Genomic DNA, 23838 nt, shown 5'->3' on the forward strand with positions numbered 1-23838 from the left:
GGAGGGGTTAATTTGCTAGGTGAATTAGAACTAGTCATTGATGCGAAGGCTACTCTTGGAGAAGGGCCTTGCTGGGATAGTCAAAAGCAGTTATTGTATTGGGTCGATATATTGGAGAAGAAGGTTCATATTTATAATCCAATTACAAATGAATGTAAGGCAATCTATCTTGGACAGATGGTAGGAGCAGTAGTTCCGAGTGAGTCTGGTGAAATGATTCTAGCTTTAGAGAATGGCTTTCATTTTTTAAATACGGATACAGAACAACTGCGGGCTGTTTGTGACCCCGAAAGCCATTTGCCAGAAAATCGTTTTAATGATGGGAAATGTGATCCGGCAGGTCGTTTTTGGGCGGGTACTACAGACGCTGTTGGTATTGATGGAAAGGGAGCGCTTTACTGTTTAGATACCGATTTAATTGTAACAAAGAAAATAGAACATGTAAGTACTTCTAATGGTTTAGCGTGGTCACCAGATTATAAGTATATGTATTTCATAGATACGCCGACAAGAAAAGTAGTTCGCTTTGATTATGATATTTGCACAGGAAATATTGAAAATCCAAAAGATGTTGTTGTCATAAAAAAAGAAGAAGGACTTCCTGATGGAATGACAATTGATGAAGAAGGAATGTTGTGGATTGCTCATTGGGGCGGTTCTAAAATAACAAGATGGAATCCGATGAATGGAGAGCAGTTGTTAAGTATTCCTATCCCAGCATTATATGTAACCTCTTGTACATTTGGTGGAAGGGATTTAAACGAGTTATACATTACGACGGCTAAAATGCATACTACTGATGCGAGTGCGGGTGGAGTATTTCGCATAAAAACGAATGTAAGAGGGGGTCCTACATATCGGTTTAGTGGAGAAGCTTACTAATTTAGAAGTGTAGCTAATTATCATTGTATGATTTAGAAAAAGGAGTTTGTTTTGAAAATGGAAAATGTACAAATTCGAAAAATTAAAATAGCAGATGCTGAAAAATTTCTATCGCTTTGCAAGCAATTAGACGAAGAAACTGAATTTATGATGTTAGAGCCAAATGAACGAAATACTACCATCGATGAACAAGAAAAACAAATTCAAGACATTTTAGAGAATAAAAGTTCAACTATATTAGTTGCTGAAAAAAATGATGTTTTAGTTGGATATGTTGCTGCTTATAGAGAAAACTTCAATAGATGCAGGCATAGTGCTTATGTTGTCACGGGAATTTTAGCTTCTTATCATGGTCAAGGGATTGGTACATTACTTTTTAAGGCTTTAGAAGAATGGGCAAAAGATAATCAGATTCATAGATTAGAATTGACAGTAATGGTACATAATGAAGCGGGAATAGCCTTATATAAAAAGTCAGGGTTTGAAATTGAAGGAATAAAACGTCATTCTCTTATCATTGGAGATGAATTTATTAATGAGTATTATATGTCAAAAATAATGTAGACCCTATAGATTACCTATAGGGTTCTGACTAAGAAAATCGAATATGTTTATTCACTTCAAACTTGCATTGCTTTTACTAACGCCGCTACTTTGTTGATTGTATTCCAGTTACGCGTTGTTGCCTTATTTCCAAGTTTGTACATATTTTTTGCCAGCTCGGAATCCAAGATGCTTTGACGGAACAAGAAGTAAATTTCACGTCCATGGATATGATATTCATCGTTATTATATTCACTGCTTGCCAATTGATCGACCACCTTCTGCGGCGGCGGTTCTGTTAATATGGAAACATGAATGCTTTCTCCTTCAGCCAAAGGGACATCTGCATATGGGCAATCTGCAATAATCCGCTCCAGCTCTTCAGCTGTTCTTAAGACAACGGTGATTGAAATGCCAAAATTGGTTCTAATTCCATCCTCGATTCGGAGGCGCAGCTGCTCTAGACTCTCTTCCGACTTGAAAAGGACATTGCCGGTTTGAATATATGTTTGCACCTGGCTAAGGCCCATCGTTTCTAGAGTACGTCTCAATTCAGCCATCTTAATTTTGTTATGCCCACTTACGTTAATACCTCGTAACAGCGCGATATAAATAACCATCGATTCACCTTCAGTCATGTATTATTTTGGGCTGCATTTAACAAATTCGTTTATATAGGGAAGGAGTCCTTTTTTGTACAGAAAATAGTAATTTTATATTCCAATATTTTTTGTTATATGCCGTTTGGTTACGCTACGTTTAAAGTGCGAGAAATCAATCAAAATTATGTTAAACTAAGAATAACGCTTGTAAAAACTTGTATGTTTTACAATTGCTGTATAGGTAACGATGGATAAATCAGTTATAACATTTATATACAGAAAGGAGCATTCAGATTGACCCTTAAAAAGGAAACAAAGTTTAACTCATCGTTGCCCTCGAATGGAACTAGTGAAAAGTGGCTATCAAAAGTTACACATCTACCTAGTTCATATATTGTTTTTGTTTCTAGTATACTAATTTCCCGACTCGGTGACGCCCTTTATACGTTTGCGCTTCCTTGGATTGCTTATGAGTTAACTGGTTCCGTGGTAGTAATGAGTACACTTTTTGCTACTAGTGTATTACCTATTGTTTTATTCGGACCAATAGTTGGCGTAATGGTAGATCGCTGGAATCGAAGGAAGTTGATGTGGACAGCTGATTTAGGATGTATGGTCTTGGTAGGACTAGTTCCTATTTTAAATTTTCTAGATGTACTCCAGATTTGGCATCTATACGTTATTTCTTTTATGTTAGCTGTCTTATCTATGTTATTTGATGTAGCTACTGTTACAGCAATTCCGTATATTGCAGGTCAAAAGTTAACGAAAGCGAATTCAGCATACCAAATGGTTAATCAAATTGCTAGTTTAGCAGGTCCAACATTGGCAGGAATAACAATCGCTATAATAGGAGGATTTAACGCGCTTTGGTTAAATGTTTTCTCCTTTGCCGCTACTTTAATTGCAGTATTACTCTTGCCTAAATTAGTGGGAAATAAAGTCATCGTTAGAGAAGGGAATGTATTAAAAGGCATAGGGAGAGATCTGAAAGAGGGACTGAAATGGCTGACGAATAATCGGCTTAACCTTGCTTTATCTCTCCAAGCTATGGTTGGCAACTTTGGGGCTAGTGCTGTACTGGGCGTATTCATGTATTACTTACTTTCGACTTTACATTTATCTGCTGAACAAAGCGGTCTTAATTATACCTTAATTGGAGTTGGGGGACTTATAGGAAGTATTATTGCAGTTCCACTCGAAAGGTACTTTCGGCGTGGGATTCTTATCCCTGTTCTTTTAGGTATAGGTGCTATTGGACTAACGTATGCAATATGGAGCAAATATTGGCTAGCACCTGGTATTGCCCTTGGTGTGGCAATGGTCTGTAACATAGCTTGGAACACAATCGTAGCATCAGTTCGGCAAGAAACAGTGCCTACCGATATGCAAGGAAGGGTTCTTGGCTTCTCGCGAGTACTTACTCGTCTAGCAATGCCGTTAGGTGCTTTAGTTGGTGGGATTATTTCTGGCTATAATCCAGTTGCAGTATTTGCATTGGCGTCAGTTGCGAAGATAATGGAAGTTATTATTGCGCTTATTAGTCCTATTCGAAAGCTATGAGGAAAAGATATATAGACGATATAAAATCCCCTTTCTTTTTAGGGGAGCGAGAGCACTTGGCCGCGCATCGAAACGGTCAGGACCTTTTTCTACCACATACAATGTTTAAAACAAAATGAGAATGCAAGTAACGGTAATATCATGTTGTATTCAACGTAGCCTCGACTTATAGATTGGAAAATGAATATAGATTGTTTTCTTATATAGGTTATATATGAAAGGAAGTTATTAAAAGTAAGCGAATTTATGGAGGGGAATACAATGGTAGCATTTTTCATCATTTTAAGTGCAAGCATACTTGTGTTTATCAGCCTCATTCATATGTATTGGGCATGTGGCGGATCTTGGGGCAGTAAGGTTGTTCTTCCGATGAAAAAAGACAGCGACGAATCTGTTTTTGTTCCTCGGAAAATAGGAACTTTTGCAGTGGCACTTGCCATTCTATGTTTCGCTATGATTCTATTAGCTCAAAGTAGATATTTGTCTTTTTGGGATTCAAGTCGTTACACGAGATGGGGATGTATCATTCTTGCAGGCATTTTCTTATTACGTGCAATTGGTGACATGAAGTATGTTGGATTCTTTAAGAAAGTAAAAGGAACAAAATTTTCGGTATATGATACGTGGTTATACAGTCCGCTTTGTTTGTATATCGCATTTATTTTTGTAGTAGCGGTTTATTGTTATTGATATGTAGAAGGAAAACTTTCATGAAGGGAGTTTTTCTTTTTTTGTATTTTCTCTCTTTACAATAAGAGTTTGGAAGCGTATATTAACATACAAATGGAAAATTTTACAGCCGAATATCGCTTAATCCAATAGGAGCGGGGGAACCAATTTTGTGCTTTGTCACTCGGGGTGAATCCTTTTTAGGTAGGGCTACTCTCAAGGTCCGAATCCGACAGCTAACCTCGTCAGCGTTTTGAGAGGGGGGACTTGTGTGTAAAAAACACTAGGTGCGGCCTAGTGTTTTCTTTTATTCTCTTTATGGTAAAAATTTACAATTAAACTTATTTCTATATGTAATGGAGAAAAATATAGAGATAACAGAGGAGAGGAAAAGAGTGAGCTGGCTTACAAGTCTAATTGTAATTTGTCTATTTGTAGTTGTTGCGAAACCAATGGGAGATTATATATACAACGTTTTTCAGCAAAAGGGACCATTTCAAAAGATATTTGGCCCGCTAGAAAAATTTTTATTTAAAATCGCGGACATTAAGGGCTATAGTCAAAGCTGGAAGCGCTATTTGTTTTGTTTAATTATAACGAATCTATTTTTTATACTTGTTGTGTATTCTATATTTCGATTACAGGGGATGTTACCGTTAAATCCAAATCATTTTCCGGGAATGGAGCCGACGTTAGCTTTTCATACGGCCATCACGTTTATGACAAATGCGAATCTACAACATTATGGTGGTGAAAGTAATTTATCTAATTTCTCTCAAATGGTTGGGGTAACATTTATGATGTTTGCAGCACCTGCAACTTCAATGGCAATTGGGATTACGTTTATTCGTGTGCTAGCAGGTAAAAGAATAGGGAATTTCTTTGTTGATTTTGTTCAATCTATTATAAGAGTATTGTTACCAATTTCATTTGTAGCGTCGCTCATTTTTCTAGCGCTAGGAACACCGCAGACGTTAGATTCTACAATTATCGCAAAAACGTTAGAAGGGACCGAGCAAGTAATTCCTCGGGGGCCAGTAGCGTCTTTACTAGCTATTAAAGAACTTGGAGATAATGGTGGCGGTTTTTTTGGAACGGTTTCCGCACATCCTTTTGAAAACCCAAATATGATTAGTAACGTGCTGCAAATGATGCTGCAAATGTTAATTCCGATGGCATTCCCATTTGTTTACGGCCGAATGATTGGAAATCGGAAGCAAGGAAGACTGTTTTTTGTATCGATGTTCATTTTGTTTATCGTTGGATTTCAGGCGCTTTCCATATCTGAGTTGAAAGGAAATCCGCCGTTAAATCAACTTGGAATAGAGCATTCACAAGGAAATATGGAAGGGAAAGAAATGCGCCTTGGCGTTATATCTTCTGCTTTATACGCAACGGTTACAAGCGCTTCGGGGACAGGGGGCGTGAATACTACACATGATACGTTAACACCAATTGGAGGAATGGTTCCGCTTGTAAATATGCTTCTCGGAACTGTATTTGGCGGAATTGGAGTCGGATTTATGAACGTGATCATGTATGCGATGATTGCAGTATTTTTGGCAGGATTAATGGTAGGCCGTTCGCCGGAGTTCCTGAATAAAAAATTAGAAGGTAAAGAAATGAAATTAATCGCCATTACAATTGTATCTCAGCCATTACTTATTCTTGGCGCTGCAGCAATTGCCTTTTCAACACATTTCGGAACAGATGCAATTTCGAATGCCGGTTTTCACGGTCTAACGCAAGTCATATATGAATATACATCGTCTGCTATGAATAATGGATCTGGATTTGAAGGATTAAATGATAATACACCGTTTTGGAATATTTCAACTGGCCTCGTGATGTATATTGGCCGTTATTTTAGTATCATTACGATGCTTGCTGTTGCAGTTGGCTTGAAAAAGAAAAAAATTGTACCTGAAACGATTGGTACGCTCCAAACTGACAATCGTTTATTTGGCGGGATTTTACTTGGTACGATATTTATAGTAGGCGCTTTAACATTTTTACCAGTACTTGTCCTTGGTCCAATTGCTGAATTTTTAACAATATTATAAAATTATAAAAACGAGGGGTGTATTAGTCTCTCGTTTTTATAATGAATTCTTTGTGGTTTCTAATGGCATTCATTATAGTATAGATATATGCTTTTATTGAAGGATTTTATTATAGATTGAAAAGTTTACTTTACATAAAAAAGGATGTGCAAATGTAATGTCATTACAATCAAAATATATAGCGGGAATTTCACTTGGAGTAATGGGAGTGGGATTTGCCGCAACACTTCCGATTCAAGGAACGGTAGTAGGCGGAATTATTCAAGGTGGATTTGAAGCTGGTTTAGTAGGTGGACTTGCCGATTGGTTTGCAGTTACGGCGCTTTTTCGCTATCCGATGGGAATCCCAATTCCGCATACAGCACTATTACCAAAAAATCGAAAACGAATTACAAAAGGACTTGTTACTACACTGGAAAATGATTGGCTGACGAAAGAAAGTATAACAAATAAAGTGAAAGAGCTGCAATTAGCACAAATCGTATTGCAGATTGCAGAAAGAGAGTTGCAATCTGATAGCGTGAAAAAAAGCATTGTGATAATTGCTGAAAAAGCGATTCTTCAAATAAATATTGAAAAATTAGCGACTGTAATTGAAAAAGAATTAAAAACGTATTTGCATACGATTCATACAGGAAATATACTACAAGTCCTTATTGATCAATTAGTTGCAGAAGAGTACGATGAAAAAACATTTGACTATATGTTAGGAAAGGCAAAAGAGTGGACAGCTCAAGATGAAGCCCGTTATCAACTCGGAAGCTTAGGCATGAAAGCGATGGAGAATATAAAAGTAGATGGATTTTTGCAGTTTACGCTTAAATCTTTTATGAATATTGTAGATGAAGAAAAAATCGGAAGCATTTTGCAGAAGTTTTTGATTAGTAATATTAGTAGTTTACAAAATCCTGATAATAGTACAAGACAACAGATCATAATGAAGATTCGCCAAGAACTTATTCACGTTAAGGAAAATGAAGCGGTATTACAGGAATTAGAGAATTGGAAAGAAAGTTTGATTGCAAATTGGAATGCGAATGAAAAAATAACAGAATTGTTGGGACAAGCACAGGAAAGAGCAGTTGCTTTTATAAAAAAAGAGGAGTTTACAGATAAATATCTTCTTTCATTTTTAAGGGCGCAAATGAATAAAGTAAAAGAAGATCCCGAAACGATTCAAAAAATGGAAGTCTGGTTGCAAAGGCAAATTGTAACCCTTGTCGAAAACAATCATTCTAAAATTGGAAAGCTTGTACAAGAAAACTTGGATAAGCTAGATGATCAGACGCTAATTGAAATGATTGAAAATAATGTAGGGAAAGATTTGCAGTGGATTCGTGTAAATGGTGCTGTTTGTGGCTTTATGATTGGGTTAGTTTTGGAAGGTTTAAAAGCGGTTATATAGAAAAAACACCTCCAATTTGTCGTTTGCATTTACATACGACAGTGGGGGTGCTTTATCCTTGTCTCACTTTACTGGGTCATTACAATATGAATGTGGAAAGGTTTTTTAGCTTCTTATTTTTCAAGAACACTTATGTCTATATTATAAGTTTTTTGAATGTTTAGCTGGTGTGTACCATTTCCCGTTTTTATGGTGTTTTTATACCATTGTTCTTGCTGATTTGAATCGGGATTCCCCTCTGAAGTATTATTTTCTTTTTTCGCTAGTTCTTCTACATGTTCCCAAGGTGTACTGCCATGAGAATCCTTTTGATTGGTTACAGCTGATAGTGTCATATCACTATCTTTTACAAGATGAACAGATACACTTGAACTTTCTTGTACAGACCAATTATTTTGTAATTGACCTGGGTAAAGAGAGAGTCCTCTTTCAGAACCGCGAATTTCCACGTTTTTATTTTGCGGGAGGACAAGTGTTGCTGTCATTCGTAATTGTGATGCGAAGAATTTATGGTGAACGGGTAATGGTTTTAATGTCACATACATCGTTTCGCCGACTGTTTGAATCGCAATAAAATCGTCCTGTTTTAGTTTGTCTTTTTCATTTTCTTTCATAGTCATTTCATATGTTCCTAATAAATGAACTTTATTGCTATTGCTTCCTTCTATTGTAAGAGGAGCATTACTCGTATTAACTACAATTTTTTTAATAGAGTCAGGTATGTCATACTGTACTTCTGGGATGTTATTCGTTTGTTCAGTTGTATGAATAGAATGACGAATCTCTTCTAGTAATCCAGTGGATAATAAGAAATAGAAGGCAATACCAATTGTCCCTAAGATACCGATAAAGAAAATACTAAAAATATCATATTTAATGATAGGTTGCTCTTTTTTAGAGAATATAACATATAGTAAAATTTCGATGCCGAGTACAATGAAAAGAATAGGCCACCATGCTGTAATGTTATCGAATACTTGTATGCCTTTTATAATTGAAAATAATAAGAAACAACCTAATGTAATAGTTGAAATCCCCATAGATATCGTTCCTACACGCCATGTTCTCATTCTTTCGCACCACCTTTTTCTTCTTTATTTCCTAGTAATAGTTTAAAGCCACCACCAATTAAAAGGAGGGCAACGATAGATGTTTGGAAATAGCGATAATACAATTCATTAATATGAATGTTAAATATAGTAGCGAAATAATCGTTTAAAATAGGAAGGAGTGTTTGATCTAATAAATAGTAGCCTCCTAACCCGATAAGTCCGATGCCGAGCCATTTTTGATGATTAATAAAATAATCAATAATAGGTGTGTCTTGTAAGTCTTCTTTTCCGTATTTTGCAGTTTGCTGTAATGTATCAAAAAAGCTATAAAACCAAATAATAGGTACTAAAAATAAGAAGGCTGATAATCTTAATAAGTCGAGCAAATAAATAGCAAGTAAAAAAGCTGCCATTAACTGAAGACCGCGGCGCTGTAAGCCTAAGTACATATGGCCTGCTCCAGGGAACATAGCTAAAATAGAAGCAAATGTTTTGCTTTTCTTTCCTTGTTCTCGGTGCTCTTCAAATTCTTCGAAAATAGTACGATCGACTAATATTTCGCCATGTTCTTTTTTCTGCAGATGCTGGACGGCATCGAAGAAATTATAAATCCATAGAACAGGTAACGTAGCAAGAAAGATAAGAAAGCTTTCACGAGATGTTAATAGTGTAACGAATATAATCATGCTACCTAGCCCTGTAAAAGCGACTAAAAATGTAAGCCCGCGCTGCATAAGTCCTAATTGGAAATGCCCAAGTCCAGGGATGATGGATAAGAGAATGATATAAAATCGTTCACTTTCACGTGCTGATTCTTGCGTTCGATCTTTCTCTCTTTTCCATGACTGATTCACTATAGAAATAATTAAGTCTAGTAGGTTTATTCCCCATACAAGTGCTAATAAAAATACGATAAGGAAAATGAAATCGCTATACCCAAAGTTAATAATAAATCCTACCGCAGCAATGAATAGTAATAATGAACAACCACTATATATAATAAAACGCCCAATTCGCTGTAAATATAAATGGCCGAGCCCAGGGATTAGCCCTAAAACAAGCGCTAAAAAGGGGTTTTTATTCATGTTTTGAACCTCCGTTCGTTTTTGTTGTGTGTATCGTTTTGTTTACAATTTGTTTTGAAATCGAAACCCCATTTTGTTTGGAAGATTGTTCAAAACTAGCAGTTACCGTGAAAATATAATGGAATAAACCGCTTGCCATAAAAATTAACGTAGCTGCAGTTGCAATTATGTAGTGAATGAGCGTACCTTTTATTTGTCTTGGTTGCTTCTTACTCATTTTTTCTTCAGACTCTAGGGATTCAAAGTTAATTTTCTCCATAACTTCATTTGTAAATGAATCATCATTTATCATTGGAAGGTTTTCATTTTGTTCATCAATGATTTCCATATAAAGTGCTAAACAATGATCACATTCATAAAGATGTTGTTCCATAAATTCGCGTTCACTGTTTGATAGAAGGTCTAAAATATAATTGCACCAAGCTTCTTTTGAAAAATGTGTCATAGAAAATCTTCCTCCTTCCAATGTTTTTTAATCCATTTTCTTGCTCTGTAAAGCTTCATTTCCACCGTTTTGACTTCAGCATTTTGTTGAGCAGCAATTTCTTGATAACTTTTTTCTTCTAAGTAATGTGCGAGAACAACGTCACGATAATTCTTTGGAAGTTCTCTTAGTTTTTGAGCAATCAACACTTTTTGCTCTTTCGTCAATAACAATGCCTCAATATTATGGGGGGATTTTATATCTTCCTGAGTTTCTTTTGATAAGGAGAGTTCTTCGTTTTCCCTTGCTTTCTTTCTCTTATAATCAATAGCGTGATTTGTAGCAATTCGTGTAATCCACGTTTTGAATCCACGAAATTGATAATTAGGAAGAGAAGCGTGGATCTTTACGAACACTTCTTGTGTGACATCTTGGGCATCTTCTTGATGTCTTAAAATAGCAAAAATAACTTGGAAAATATAATGACGATATGTTTGTACAAGGATGCGAAAAGCATGCTCGCTTCCTTGTTGTGCTTTTTCAATTAATTGTCTTTCCTCAATTGTTCTCTCCCTCCTTTTTGACGCATTCTATTATATAGACGTAAAAAATGAGAAGCCCCCCTACACATGATATAAAAAAAAATATTATATTTTCAGAGAAGGGGCTATATCAAAAAAGTGTGAAAAAGTGGTATAGAGAAGTATATAATGAGCAATAGGGAAATGTTACATGGAGAAAGGATGTGAATGTTAGTAGGAGAATTTCCGTACTAACAAACATGAAGATAAAAGTATTAATAGCTGATGATAACTCTTTTATTAGAGAAGGAATGAAAATCATTTTAAGTACATACGAAGAATTTGAAGTGCTAGAAACAGTAAATGATGGACAAGAGGCTTTAGATTATTGCAAAAAACATGATGTAGATATTGCGCTTTTAGATGTACGTATGCCAAATATGAACGGTGTGGAAGCAACGAAATTCATTTGTGAACAAACAAAAACAAAGCCGCTTATTTTAACGACATTTGATGATGACGAATACATTTTAGAGGCGGTGAAAAATGGGGCAAAAGGTTATTTATTAAAGAATAATGATCCAGAGCGAATTCGAGATGCACTTAAAAGCGTATATCACGGACATACTGTGATGCAAGATGTAGTCCTTGATAAAATTAAATCAAACTTACAAGAAAATAAAGAAGAGTTGAAGATAGATAAGAGTCTTTTCACAGAAAGAGAGCTTAGTATTATTGCTCATATCGCTAAAGGCTTTTCGAATAAAGAGATTTCAAAACAGCTTTTTATATCAGAAGGGACGATTGCGAATTATATTACATCAATTCTGAATAAAACAGGGCTTGAGCATCGTACGCAAATTGCCATTTACTATTTAACAGGAACTGTGGATTAGAAATATGGAATTTTGGATCGTTATTAGTAAGTTGATCATCTTCCTTTACATCGTATTTAGTTATGTATATTCTAGTGTGACGAATTTACCATGGATTGTATTTACTTTACTTTTATATTTTTGTACAAATGTTGCGATTTATATTTTCAAAAAAGATGCAGTGAAAAAAGTATTTATACTTGCATCAATTGTGATGATAGTTGTTTCGCATGAACAGATTCATCCGTTATTACTTTTATTTTTACCACTGAATTTATATGAGTTTACTTCTTATTACATACAGAGAAGATGGATGATTCTTTTTATTATGCTTCTTCCAGTTATGTTTGCCCAGGAAAATATACGTATGACATACAGTTTAATCGCTGTATTTGATTTTGTTGTTTATACAATGGCCAAGCTATATACGGAAAGGTTATGTAAATTTGAAGTAGACAATGACATGATGCGAAAAGATATGCAAAGGCTCACGAAGAATTTGAATGAAAATAAAGCATACATAAGACAATCGGAATATACATTTAAGCTAGAAGAACGAAATCGATTATCGCAAGAAATTCATGATAAAATTGGTCATTCTATGACATCTGCGTTAATTCAAATGGAAGCAGCAAAAAGGTTAATGGATACTGATAAAGAGAAAGCGGCAGAGTTGCTTCAAAATGCCATTTCTTTCTTCCTAATTGCTATTTATAAATTTGGGCGGAATAACGATGCTAGGAATTTTATTTAATAAAGATGTAAAAGGGGTACAGTTTGATACTGTACTCCTTTTATACAAGACTTCATTATGAGTTCCTTGTACAACATATTTGTCTCCACCTAAAAGAAAAACACTATTTGCAATGACATTTCCCTCACTTGTACCAGGAATAATAATATTACACGTAGAACCAAAAAGGCCGGGAATAAAGACGATAGGTGTTTTTTTCGTTAAGATTTTTCATCCAGTTCACCCCGTATGTATATATAAATAGTAAAAAATAATATGAAACGCCCTGTAAATTAGCATTAAAAATACCTTCTGCTGAAATACTATGTAGAAACAATTATTTTGTGCGGAAGGAAAACGAAATGATGAAAAAAATACTTCGGATTATTTCTATTATTATTGCTATATTCCTTTTACTACTTGTTTGTATGCATGTTGATGTTACGCTGGGAAGAAAAATAGAAGCGAAAAAAAATCAAACGAAAGAGTATGAAAATCACTATAGTGATTTTCAACTATTTGTGGAGGGGCAATCTTTGTATCAACAGCTATTTTCGGATATAAAAGAGGCGAAACATTCAATTTTTACTTATTTCTTTATTATTTCAGATGATAAAAGCAGCCGTACTTTTTTGAATCTGTTGAAAGAAAAAGCAAAAGAAGGTGTACAAGTATACCTATCAGTCGATCGGATTAATGATTTGTCTTTCAAAAGAAAAATGAAAAATGAATTAGAAGCAAGTGGTGTTCATTTTACATATAGTAGAAAACCTGAATTGCCATTCTCTTTTTATTCGCTACATCATCGGAATCACCGCCGAATTACAATAATCGATGGGAAAATAGGTTATAGTGGTGGTTTTAACATAGGAGATGAGTATTTAGGAAAAGACAAGAAATTTGGATATTGGCGAGATTATCATATACGAATAAAAGGAGACGGGGTAAAGGATTTAGAAGAACAGTTTGCATTAGACTGGAAACGAGATGCTTCTGAAACGATAACAAGTATTTCTAAACAGAGTGTCCCAGGAAAAACGTTATATACACTGTCTAGTTATAATGGCCATGATATCATCCAAAAGTATATGGAATTAATAAAGCAGGCAAAACAATCTATTGTGATTGCCACCCCGTATTTTATACCAAAAGATGAAAAGCTTATGAATGCTTTAATTCAAGCAAGGCAGCGCGGCGTTTCCGTTAAAATAGTGTGGTCTTTCAAGCCGGATGTTCCTTTTATAAAAGAGGCTGCCTATCCTTATATTCGTGAAGCAATCGAGAATGGCATTTCTGTATATGGATATAAAAAAGGGATGTTTCATGGAAAAGCTATGGTATTTGATAATGAAACAATCGTTATCGGAACAGCGAATTTTACTCCGCGTAGCTTTCATATTAATGATGAGATGAATTTCTATATAAAGGGTGGTCCCCTTCTGCAACAGATAAATCAAGCATTATCACAAGATATTCGGGATTCAAAAGAAATGACGTTATCATTCTTAAACAATTTGTCCTTTTTAGAGAAGTGTAAAGAAAAGATAGTAGGGATGTTTAGTTATTATTTATAGGAACAGAAATATGAATGAGAGAAAATGCAGCGTGATGCTGCATTTTTTCTTAATGATAATAATCGCTTAAGAAACGAATACATATTTTTACAATATGTTATTTGGATGATATACTAAAATAGCATAGATCAATTGTATTTCATAAAAATAAGGATGTGTGTGCTTGGATTCCATGAGGAGGGATTGGAGTGAAACGTCAAACTGTTATTCGTGAAATAGCGGAGCATATATGTGCACTTAAATTAAATCATCCTGTAAGAGTGGGGGTTAGTGGAATTACAGCTTCAGGGAAAACGACATTTGCTAATGAATTAGCGAAGGAAGTTCAAACTCTAGGAAGAACAGTAATTCGAACGAGTATCGATCATTTTCACAATCCAAGAGCAATTCGATATTCACAAGGGAAGGAATCAGCGAAGGGGTATTATGAAGATGCTCATGATTATAAGGCTATTTCTGACCGGTTATTAAATCCATTAGGATCAAATGGTACGATGCGTTATGAAATACAATCACACGATTTAGAAACCGATATGTATATTCATTCTGAACCTGTATTAGCTTCAGAAGATACAATATTTATAGTAGATGGAACATTTTTGTTTAAAGAAGAACTGAAACATTTATTTGACTATAAAGTATTTGTAGAAACAGACTTTCAGATTGCTAGAGAACGTGGTTCCAAGAGGGAAGCGCAAGCTTTTGGAAGTAAAGAGAAAGCTAAGGATATGTTTATACATCGGTATCATGCGGCTTGTCATATGTACATAGAAGAGCATGCACCGAAGGAGTGTGCAGATGTAGTTGTAAACAATAATAGTATAGAAGAACCAGTAGTTGTATGTAATGGTTTTTCCTTTTAGATTATACGGAATAATCTATCTATTTATCGATTCTATATTTCAATTGTATACTAAAGAAGGACATTCATGGACAATTCAAGAAAAAAATCCGAAAGTTTTGTGACAAACTTGTAGGTTTTTGTCTGATTTTGTAGGTTCACCTATATCATGTGATTAAGCTTTTATACATACAAATTGAAAGCGTTCGCATGGAGGGGATGAAATACATGAAAAAATTCGGATTAGCTACACAAATTTTTGTAGCGCTTATTTTAGGGATTGTAGTAGGGGCAATCTTTTATGGAAATAAAACAGCTATTTCCTATATTACACCGCTTGGAGACATCTTTATTCATTTAATTAAAATGATTGTCGTTCCAATTGTTATATCAGCACTTATTGTTGCGGTAGCTGGTGTGGGCGACATGAAGAAGCTCGGTAAATTAGGCGGAAAAACGATACTCTATTTTGAAATTATCACGACGATTGCCATTTTAATGGGCTTAGTAGCAGCAAATGTGTTCCATCCAGGAACGGGCGTTGATATGAGCCATTTGCAGCAAGGTGATATTTCGGCATATAAAGCAACAGCAGATGCAACGCAGAAAAAAGGTTTTGCAGAAACAATTGTTCATATTGTACCAAAAAACGTATTTGAATCTATTGCACAAGGGGACTTACTACCAATTATTTTCTTCTCAGTGTTATTTGGTTTAGGAGTTGCTGCAATCGGAGAAAAAGGAAAGCCAGTCTTTCATTTCTTTGAAGGTGTATTAGAAGCAATGTTTTGGGTGACAAATCAAGTCATGAAATTTGCTCCGGTTGGTGTATTTGCACTAATTGCTGTTACGGTTGCAAAATTTGGAGTTGCTACACTGCTTCCGTTAGGAAAATTAGTGGTTGCAGTTTATGTAACAGTTATTTTATTTGTTATTGTGATACTAGGGATCAATGCAAAATTGGTGGGAGTAAACATTTTCACCTTAATGAAAATTTTAAAAGAAGAATTAATTCTTTCCTTTACAACAGCAAGTTCAGAAGCTGTTTTACCAAATATTATGAGAAAAATGGAAGAGTTTGGTTGTCCGAAGGCCGTTGCTTCTTTCGTAATACCAACTGGCTATACATTTAACCTAACTGGATCAGCTATTTATCAAGCGTTAGCATCACTATTTGTGGCACAAATGTATGGTGTACACATGTCACTAACAGAGCAAGTTACCTTGTTATTTGTTTTAATGTTAACGTCTAAAGGAATGGCTGGTGTTCCTGGTGCTTCCTTTGTTGTTGTATTGGCAACATTAGGTTCAATGGGACTTCCGTTAGAAGGAATTGCTTTAATTGCTGGTATTGACCGCATTTTAGATATGATTCGCTCGTCTGTCAATGTATTAGGGAACGCATTAGCAGCGATTGTCATGTCGAAATGGGAAGGCGAATTTGATCAAGAAAAAGCAAAACAGTATGTAGAAACTGTAAACGAAACAAAAGCGGCATAAATTAAAAGTTTAATTAGTGAGAGATTATTTATCTCTCGCTAATTATTCGTGAAACGAATTGATGTATCACAAATAGTATATCTCCAGCCTCATTTTTTATTTCTTGTAAAATTTGAGGTAGAAGAATGATTACATATGGGGCAAAATAAGGTGAGGAGTGGAACATATATGGCAACAGTAACTGAAGCTAAAAAAGATGTGCGAATTGAAAGAGACTTTTTAGGCGAGAAAGAAGTACCGATGCATGCGTATTATGGTGTTCAAACGATGCGTGCGGTCGAAAACTTTCCGATTACAGGTTATAAAGTCCATGAAGGATTAATTAAAGCGCTTGCGATTGTAAAAAAAGCGGCGGCGCTTGCAAATACAGATGTTGGACGATTAGAACTTAAAAAAGGTACAGCAATTGCAGAAGCAGCAGAAGAGATTCTTGAGGGGAAATGGCACGAGCATTTTATCGTAGATCCAATTCAAGGTGGAGCTGGAACTTCAATGAATATGAATGCAAATGAAGTGATTGCCAATCGTGCTCTTGAATTATTAGAAATGGAAAAAGGCGACTATCATTACATTAGCCCAAATACCCATGTAAATATGGCACAATCAACAAATGATGCATTCCCAACTGCAATTCATATTGCGACGTTAAATTCGTTAGAAGAATTATTACAAACAATGGGCTATATGCGCGACATCTTTGAATTAAAAGCAGAGCAATTCGATCATGTTATTAAAATGGGACGCACGCATTTACAAGATGCTGTACCAATTCGTCTTGGACAAGAATTTAAAGCATATGCTCGCGTACTTGGACGCGATATTAAACGTATTGAGAAATCTCGTCAACATCTATATGAAGTAAATATGGGAGCGACAGCTGTTGGTACAGGATTAAATGCGGATCCACAGTACATTGAGGCTGTAGTAAAACATTTAGCGGATATTAGTAAATTGCCTCTTGTCGGAGCAGAAGATTTAGTAGATGCAACGCAAAATACAGATGCATATACAGAAGTTTCAGCTGCACTGAAAGTATGTATGATGAATATGTCCAAAATTGCTAATGACTTACGCTTAATGGCATCTGGTCCACGCGTAGGATTAGGTGAAATTATGCTTCCAGCTCGTCAACCTGGTTCTTCTATTATGCCGGGGAAAGTAAACCCTGTAATGCCAGAAGTAATTAACCAAATTGCGTTCCAAGTAATTGGGAACGACCATACAATTTGTCTTGCTTCAGAAGCAGGCCAATTAGAACTGAATGTAATGGAACCAGTGTTAGTATTTAACTTACTTCAATCAATCAGTATTATGAATAACGGCTTCCGTGCTTTCACAGATAATTGTTTAAAAGGAATTGAAGCAAATGAAGCACACTTAAAAGAATATGTTGAGAAAAGCGTTGGTATTATTACAGCTGTGAATCCACATATCGGATACGAAGCAGCAGCTCGCGTTGCAAAAGAAGCAATTGCAACTGGTCAATCTGTCAGAGAGCTTTGCTTGAAAAACGGAGTATTATCACAAGAAGAGTTAGACTTGATTTTAGATCCGTTTGAAATGACGCATCCTGGAATTGCAGGAGCATCTCTTTTAAAGAAAAATTAAAAAAAGGGGGGACTTTCCCCTTTTTTTTGTTTACAATATAGAAATGTTATATATCAATAAAGGTAGGGGTTATATGAGTAAATTTACAGTTTCCTCGAATGGAACTTTAGAAACAACATTACGAGGAGCAGAAGTATTAGCAACACCACTTTTAAATAAGGGTGTCGCTTTCTCGGCGGAGGAAAGAGAAGAACTAGGATTAAAGGGGTTATTACCGCCAGCAGTATTAACATTAGATGAACAAGCACGCCGTGCGTATGAACAATTTTGTTCACAGCCAGATGACTTATTAAAAAACGTATACTTAACAGCGCTGCATGATCGTAATGAAGTATTATTTTATCGTATACTTACAGATCATTTACGAGAAATGCTTCCGGTTGTATACACGCCAACTGTTGGTGTGGCGATTCAGAGATATAGTCATGAATATCGTAAACCACGTGGTGTGTATTTATCAGTTAATGATCCAAATGGTATTGAAGAAGCATTCTCTAACATTGGTGCAACTGCCGAAAATATTGATTTAGTCGTTGTAACAGACGGTGAAGGCATTTTAGGAATTGGAGACTGGGGCGTAGGTGGTATTAATATTGCCATTGGAAAACTAGCTGTTTACACAGCAGCAGTTGGTATTGATCCAAGTCGTGTATTACCGGTTATTTTAGATGTTGGTACAAACAATGAGGATTTATTAAATAATCCGTTTTATATCGGAAATCGCCATCCACGTGTAACGGGAGAAGCGTATGATACATTTATTGATTTGTTTGTAAAGGCTGTATGTAACAAGTTCCCGAATGCATTACTGCACTGGGAAGATTTTAGTTCACGTAATGCGCGCAAAATTTTAGACAAATATCGCGATAACGTTTGTACATTTAACGATGATATTCAAGGAACTGGCGCTGTTTCATTGGCAGCGGTGTTATCAGCTGTGAAAACTTCTGATGTTCCGCTATGTGAACATCGCGTTGTTGTTTTTGGTGCAGGTACTGCTGGAATTGGAATTGCAGATCAAGTGCGTGATGCGATGGTGCGCTTAGGTTTATCAAAGGAAGAAGCAAACCGCCGTTTTTGGTGTATTGACCGCAATGGTTTACTTACCGATAATATGGATAATCTTCTTGATTTCCAACTTCCTTATGCACGTGAGAAGTCTGAAGTCGAACAATGGAAACAATCAGAAACGATTGGTCTTGCTGAAGTTGTAAAACATGCACAACCAACTATTTTAATTGGGACGTCAACAGTTGCCGGTGCATTCACAGAAGAAATTGTAAAAGAGATGGCAGCACATGTGGCAAGGCCAATTATTTTACCAATGTCTAATCCAACGCCTCTTGCGGAGGCGAAACCAGCTGACTTAATTTCTTGGACAGAAGGGCGAGCACTAGTTGCAACTGGTAGTCCATTTGATCCAGTTACATACAATGGAGTTACTTATGTAATTGGACAATCTAACAATGCACTTATCTTCCCAGGTCTTGGTCTTGGTACAAATGTTGTTCGTGCTCGTGTCATGACAGATGGTATGTTTGCTGCGGCAGCAGAAGCGGTAGCAAGTATGGTAGATACAAGTCAACCTGGTGCACCAATTCTTCCAGAAGTAGAGGAATTGCGTAATATTTCCGAGATCGTTGCTATTGAAGTAGCAAAAGCGGCAGTTGCTGAAGGTGTTGCTCGTGAGGTATTAAGTGATAACGATATCAGGAAGGCTGTTAAAGATGCAATGTGGCAACCAGTTTATCGTCAAATAAAAGCAGTTGAAAAAGTAACAGTATAGGAATAGAGCCCGTTTATATATTAAGCGGGCTTTCCTTATTATGTTTAAAGACTAAAAAATGGGAAGTGACGTGTGTGAACTGGCATCAATTGTGGAAGAAGGATATTTCACTTTTAATTATGTTAATTTTGATTGTTCCGGTCGCTGGAGAACTGAACTTTCATCCATTTAATGATACGTTTCGTGTTAGCTTTGGAACACCGATTTTCTTCTTTTTACTATTATTTTTAAGGAAAATCCCAGCTTCTATAGCGGGAATTTTAGTTGGGGCATCTGTAGTAGCATTTCGAATTGGCCTTGACTGGATGCTACAAAGTTCTTTTCATTTCTCAGACTCTTTTAGTATGCGTTATCCAGTTTTCTTTTATTATTTCGTATATGGAAGTCTTTTTTCAATATGCAGAGTAAATCGATTTCATCAAAAGCCGTTTATAATCGGGTGTTTTGGGATTTCAATTGAAATTATTTCAAGTATGGCAGAACTTACTTTTTATCATATTTTTGTGCTCAGCACGATGATTACAGTTTCAGAATTCAATAAAATTATTATTATTGCTATTTTTCGCAGTTTTTTTGCGCTCGGTTTTTTAAATATGATGAATTTATATGAGACAAAATTAAAAGAAGCGCAGGTCCGAAAAGAAAATGAAAAGATGTTTATGCATCTTTCAAATTTGTATGTAGAGTCTGTTCATTTGAAGAAAACGCTGCAAAATGCAGAAAGGATTACACAAGAAGCCTACCAATTATATCGGCACTTACAACTGAAAGGTAGTACTGAGAATGAGATTGAGGCGTATAGTAAGAACGCGCTAAAAATTGCAGGGGAAGTACACGAAATAAAAAAAGATAATCAAAGAATTTTTGCAGGATTATCTAAACTTCTTTTAGATAAAGATCTTTCGGAATATATAAATGGAAATGAACTGACGGAAATGATTATAAGAATTAACGAGAAATACGCACAGTTATTACAGAAGGAAATTGTATTTTCTAAACGGATTGAAGGAGAACATACGCAATATCATGTATTTACCGTTTTATCGATTTTAAATAATTTAGTTGCGAATGCTGTGGAAGCGATTGATCGTGTTGGTACAATTACAATTCAAGTTAAGAAGCAAGGGACGGTTGTCACGTTTGAAGTAATAGATGATGGACCAGGCATTTCAGGGAAATATAAGGAGCTAGTATTTAAGCCTGGTTTTACTTCAAAATATGATCAAACAGGAACACCATCAACAGGAATTGGTCTTTCTTATATAAAAGAGTTGGTGACGGAACTTGAGGGAGAGGTTATACTACAAGACAGAGACGCTGAAAGAGGCTGCAAGTTTATTGTACGACTGCCGGAATCTAGCCTAGCTAAGGAAGGATGAGCCTATGTTTTATTACATCGTAGATGATGACGAAGTATTTCGTTCTATGTTAGCGCAAATTATTGAAGATGAGGACCTTGGAGAAGTAGTTGGAGAAGAAGAAGATGGGGTTTTTGTAGAAGGAGAACAGTTAAATTTTAAAAGAGTAGATATATTATTTATTGACTTATTAATGCCAATTCGTGATGGAATTGAAACGGTTCGGCAAATTGCTTCGTCGTTCACAGGAAAAGTAGTTATGATTTCTCAAGTAGAATCAAAACAATTAATTGGTGAAGCTTACTCCCTTGGTGTTGAATATTATATAACAAAACCGCTTAATAAAATTGAAGTTGTATCCGTTGTACGAAAAGTGATAGAGCGTATTCGTTTGGAACGGTCTATTCAAGATATTCAAAAATCATTAAACAATGTATTTCAATGGGAACAACCAAAAGGGCGAATAGAATCAGGGCTTGAAGAGAAAAAAATAGCTAATACTGGCCGTTGTTTATTAGCAGAACTAGGGATTGCTGGAGAGAATGGTAGTAAAGATTTACTAAGTATGCTGGAATACTTATATCAATATGAAAAGAAGGAAACCTTTGAACATGGATTTCCAGTATTAAAAGATATTTTTCAGCGCATTACTGTCAAAAAGTTAGGTGAAATGGCTTCGGACGTAGAAATTGATAAAGAAAGAAAAGCTTCAGAACAAAGAGTGCGCCGCGCGATTTATCAATCACTTAATCACTTAGCTTCTCTTGGTTTAACAGATTTTTCAAATCCGAAATTTGAAAGCTATGCTCCGAAATTTTTTGATTTTACAATTGTGCGTAAACGAATGACGGAGTTAACAAATGAATCATTAGCAACGGCTGGTCATACACGAATTAATACGAAGAAATTTATTCAAGTGTTGTATTTTGAAGCGAAGCGGTTGACTGAAGATAATTAAGTGGATAAAGAACGGTAAAAGAAAAAGATGTTTGCTTATTTGTAGCAAACATCTTTTTCTTTTACCGTTTTTACTGGTTAAAATATACCCTTATATAGCTGTAAACTCCACAAAATCAACGAACAACATCTATTTTACACTTACATGAAAGATAGCAAGTTTCATAAAAGTAAACCGCAGTCGTCATATTTTAGATTTGTCATCTTTAGCTTGTCTTTGCGTCATTTGCTTTTTTAACACCTTTGCTTGTATAAGGTTTGGCGCTCTTTTTTTTGTTGGCGCTGGCTTTCCATCTGTTCCAGCCCTTACTGCCTGTTCCTCTACCTGTTCCACCTTTACCTTTAGCCTTACTCATTTAATCACTCCGTTACTATTGTATAGCAAATTTGTTTCCACAGAAGTCAATATATCTTTGAAATGAAATTCTGATTTATGACTTTTTCCTTTCCGACAGTTGCTCATAAAAATGAACAACAGGATACAATAGTATATCATAATATGGACAGTAATGCGCAAAATCCTCAGGTTTATCCCGCTAACAGAAATCTTTTAAAATAGAAAAAAGAGTCCTTCACAGTTACAATTTATAGTTTATCCCGCATTAACGGGCAGTAATACTCCCACCTCAAAATTCAGCGAAAGCAAAGAAGTTAGGTGAGAGATAAACTGCTCGTAAAAGCCCGATTGGTTCAACTAATAATCAGTGGGGGATGAAGAAAACCCCCACTGATTAAAGTTTCACTTTATGTCACACATTACATGATTAATTTGTCTTAAATATGAACGTAAAAAAGAGTACATTGTATATTCGTTTTTTCATTCTAAAGGTATCGAATTATTAAGTTTTTAAAAAATATTATGGAGGTATAGATATGAAAATTTTTCTTGCTGGTGCAACTGGTGTAATAGGACGTTCTTTAATTCGTTTGTTAGTACAAGAGAATCACGAAGTGTTCGGAATGATTCGTGATGAATCACAGGCGAGTATAATTACAAAAATGGGTGCAAAGCCAGTGGTGGTCGATGCATTTGATCGAAATGCTGTATTCTTTGCATTAGAAAAGAGTCAGCCGGATGTAGTGATTCATCAACTTGCATCGTTAAGTGCGGGAAGCTCGGTGGATAATGCGAAAATGCGAATTGAGGGGACAGAAAATCTTGTAGATGCAGCAAAATCAGTAGGTGTTAGACGAATGATTGCACAAAGTATTTCATGGGCATATGAGCCTGGAGAGGAGCCTGCTACAGAAGAAGACATGTTAGATATTACTGCTCCGTTTCCGCGAAAAACGACGATAGAAGGTATTATAGCGTTAGAAGAAAAAGTGTCTCAAATGCCGGAATTTGTGGTTCTCCGTTACGGAACGCTTTATGGACCAGGAACTTGGTATGCAACAGATGGAATGATTGCGAATCAAGTACGACGACAAGAGATAGTAGCAACTGATGGGATAACTTCTTTTCTCCATGTAGATGATGCAGCAAGAGCGGCACTATTGGCACTAGATTGGCCATCTGGTCCGGTCAACATTGTCGATAATCATCCTGCACCAGGAAATGATTGGTTGCCTGTTTATGCTTCTGCAATCGGGGCGCCTGAGCCTTGTTTCCAAGCTGGTAGTAATCGCGGTGAGCGCGGCGCTGCTAATACAAAAGCTCGAGAAGAGTATGGGTGGGAGCCCATTCATCCTTCCTGGTCTAAAGGGTTTCAACATCATTTGTAGAATCCTTTTAAGATAAGTTTTGTTATAAAAATACTATTTTAAAAAAATGTTTTAGAAGAATTTGTATAGGTA

Annotated in this window: 21 protein-coding genes, 1 pseudogene and 1 riboswitch; of the genes and pseudogenes, 16 read left to right on the forward strand and 6 right to left on the reverse strand. The window is 35.8% G+C overall.

Translation table 11 applies throughout. From position 1 onward, the window contains the following. The first annotated feature begins 12 nt into the window (after positions 1-12). Both BM211_RS15040 and BM211_RS15045 read left to right on the forward strand, forming a co-directional pair. Positions 13-882: an SMP-30/gluconolactonase/LRE family protein gene (locus BM211_RS15040; protein WP_090998366.1), complete on the forward strand. Its 870-nt coding sequence runs from the start codon at positions 13-15 to the stop codon at positions 880-882. A 57-nt stretch (positions 883-939) separates the two neighbouring features. Continuing rightward, the gene (locus BM211_RS15045; RefSeq protein WP_090998368.1) at positions 940-1446 is read left to right on the forward strand and encodes a GNAT family N-acetyltransferase; all 507 of its coding nucleotides are present in this window, start codon (positions 940-942) and stop codon (positions 1444-1446) included. A gap of 56 nt (positions 1447-1502) precedes the next feature. Here BM211_RS15045 and BM211_RS15050 read toward each other — a convergent pair whose 3' ends face one another. Further along, positions 1503-2063 (reverse strand): DUF1697 domain-containing protein, encoded by a 561-nt coding sequence (locus tag BM211_RS15050; RefSeq protein WP_371261885.1) that lies wholly within the window; start codon positions 2061-2063, stop codon positions 1503-1505. Between the two features lie 357 nt (positions 2064-2420). Here BM211_RS15050 and BM211_RS15055 point away from each other — a divergent pair, with 357 nt between their 5' ends. The 4 genes from BM211_RS15055 to BM211_RS15070 all read left to right on the forward strand — a co-directional run bounded on the left by BM211_RS15055 (position 2421) and on the right by BM211_RS15070 (position 7727). After that, the gene (locus tag BM211_RS15055; protein WP_231559707.1) at positions 2421-3590 is read left to right on the forward strand and encodes an MFS transporter; all 1170 of its coding nucleotides are present in this window, start codon (positions 2421-2423) and stop codon (positions 3588-3590) included. A gap of 261 nt (positions 3591-3851) precedes the next feature. Further along, positions 3852-4280: a DUF3995 domain-containing protein gene (locus BM211_RS15060; protein WP_090998373.1), complete on the forward strand. Its 429-nt coding sequence runs from the start codon at positions 3852-3854 to the stop codon at positions 4278-4280. A 107-nt stretch (positions 4281-4387) separates the two neighbouring features. Continuing rightward, positions 4388-4526, forward strand: a riboswitch (cyclic di-AMP (ydaO/yuaA leader). Between the two features lie 128 nt (positions 4527-4654). Continuing rightward, positions 4655-6322, forward strand: a complete 1668-nt coding sequence (gene kdpA / locus BM211_RS15065; protein ID WP_035432744.1) for a potassium-transporting ATPase subunit KdpA — start codon at positions 4655-4657, stop codon at positions 6320-6322. Positions 6323-6479: 157 nt separating this feature from the next. Next, positions 6480-7727 carry a DUF445 domain-containing protein gene (locus tag BM211_RS15070; protein WP_035432742.1) on the forward strand — a complete coding sequence of 416 codons (1248 nt, stop codon included), beginning with the start codon at positions 6480-6482 and terminating at the stop codon, positions 7725-7727. Positions 7728-7840: 113 nt separating this feature from the next. Here BM211_RS15070 and BM211_RS15075 read toward each other — a convergent pair whose 3' ends face one another. The 4 genes from BM211_RS15075 to BM211_RS15090 are packed head-to-tail and all read right to left on the reverse strand — an operon-like array spanning position 7841 to position 10851. Next, positions 7841-8797 (reverse strand): exosporium protein E, encoded by a 957-nt coding sequence (locus tag BM211_RS15075; RefSeq protein ID WP_035432740.1) that lies wholly within the window; start codon positions 8795-8797, stop codon positions 7841-7843. Continuing rightward, positions 8794-9864: a hypothetical protein gene (locus BM211_RS15080; protein WP_035432738.1), complete on the reverse strand. Its 1071-nt coding sequence runs from the start codon at positions 9862-9864 to the stop codon at positions 8794-8796. Before BM211_RS15080 ends, BM211_RS15075 begins: the two co-directional genes overlap by 4 nt. After that, entirely contained in the window at positions 9857-10309 is a 453-nt protein-coding gene (locus BM211_RS15085) for a hypothetical protein (protein WP_035432736.1), read from the reverse strand. The genes BM211_RS15080 and BM211_RS15085 overlap by 8 nt, the downstream gene beginning before the upstream one ends. Continuing rightward, entirely contained in the window at positions 10306-10851 is a 546-nt protein-coding gene (locus tag BM211_RS15090; protein WP_256217130.1) for an RNA polymerase sigma factor, read from the reverse strand. The genes BM211_RS15085 and BM211_RS15090 overlap by 4 nt, the downstream gene beginning before the upstream one ends. Positions 10852-11069: 218 nt before the next feature. Here BM211_RS15090 and BM211_RS15100 point away from each other — a divergent pair, with 218 nt between their 5' ends. The 9 genes and pseudogenes from BM211_RS15100 (at position 11070) to BM211_RS15140 (ending at position 22042) form a co-directional block, all read left to right on the forward strand. Next, positions 11070-11705 carry a response regulator transcription factor gene (locus BM211_RS15100; RefSeq protein WP_051957294.1) on the forward strand — a complete coding sequence of 212 codons (636 nt, stop codon included), beginning with the start codon at positions 11070-11072 and terminating at the stop codon, positions 11703-11705. 4 nt (positions 11706-11709) lie between these two features. Further along, positions 11710-12375: pseudogene (locus BM211_RS15105) on the forward strand (histidine kinase dimerization/phosphoacceptor domain-containing protein); the annotation flags it as partial. A 404-nt stretch (positions 12376-12779) separates the two neighbouring features. Next, positions 12780-13991 (forward strand): cardiolipin synthase, encoded by a 1212-nt coding sequence (cls, locus tag BM211_RS15110; RefSeq protein ID WP_090998376.1) that lies wholly within the window; start codon positions 12780-12782, stop codon positions 13989-13991. Between the two features lie 188 nt (positions 13992-14179). After that, a complete protein-coding gene (locus BM211_RS15115; RefSeq protein ID WP_035432722.1) occupies positions 14180-14854 on the forward strand; it encodes a nucleoside/nucleotide kinase family protein in 675 nt (224 codons plus the stop codon). Positions 14855-15060: 206 nt separating this feature from the next. Continuing rightward, complete coding sequence (locus tag BM211_RS15120; RefSeq protein WP_035432721.1) at positions 15061-16332, forward strand: cation:dicarboxylate symporter family transporter; 1272 nt, start codon at positions 15061-15063, stop codon at positions 16330-16332. Between the two features lie 168 nt (positions 16333-16500). Next, positions 16501-17940 carry an aspartate ammonia-lyase gene (aspA, locus tag BM211_RS15125; protein WP_035432719.1) on the forward strand — a complete coding sequence of 480 codons (1440 nt, stop codon included), beginning with the start codon at positions 16501-16503 and terminating at the stop codon, positions 17938-17940. Between the two features lie 52 nt (positions 17941-17992). Further along, on the forward strand, positions 17993-19726 hold the full coding sequence (malS, locus tag BM211_RS15130; RefSeq protein WP_090998427.1) for an oxaloacetate-decarboxylating malate dehydrogenase: 1734 nt from the start codon (positions 17993-17995) through the stop codon (positions 19724-19726). Between the two features lie 74 nt (positions 19727-19800). Continuing rightward, on the forward strand, positions 19801-21105 hold the full coding sequence (locus BM211_RS15135) for an ATP-binding protein (protein WP_035432717.1): 1305 nt from the start codon (positions 19801-19803) through the stop codon (positions 21103-21105). Between the two features lie 4 nt (positions 21106-21109). Beyond that, on the forward strand, positions 21110-22042 hold the full coding sequence (locus BM211_RS15140; protein ID WP_035432716.1) for a response regulator: 933 nt from the start codon (positions 21110-21112) through the stop codon (positions 22040-22042). A 205-nt stretch (positions 22043-22247) separates the two neighbouring features. Here BM211_RS15140 and BM211_RS15145 read toward each other — a convergent pair whose 3' ends face one another. Further along, a complete protein-coding gene (locus BM211_RS15145) occupies positions 22248-22397 on the reverse strand; it encodes a DUF3934 family protein (RefSeq protein ID WP_081904857.1) in 150 nt (49 codons plus the stop codon). A gap of 517 nt (positions 22398-22914) precedes the next feature. Between BM211_RS15145 and BM211_RS15150 the strand changes: the two genes are divergently transcribed. Then, a complete protein-coding gene (locus BM211_RS15150; RefSeq protein WP_090998378.1) occupies positions 22915-23766 on the forward strand; it encodes an NAD-dependent epimerase/dehydratase family protein in 852 nt (283 codons plus the stop codon). Positions 23767-23838 lie beyond the last annotated feature (72 nt).

The organism is Bacillus sp. 491mf (assembly GCF_900112415.1).
Classification (GTDB): domain Bacteria; phylum Bacillota; class Bacilli; order Bacillales; family Bacillaceae_G; genus Bacillus_A.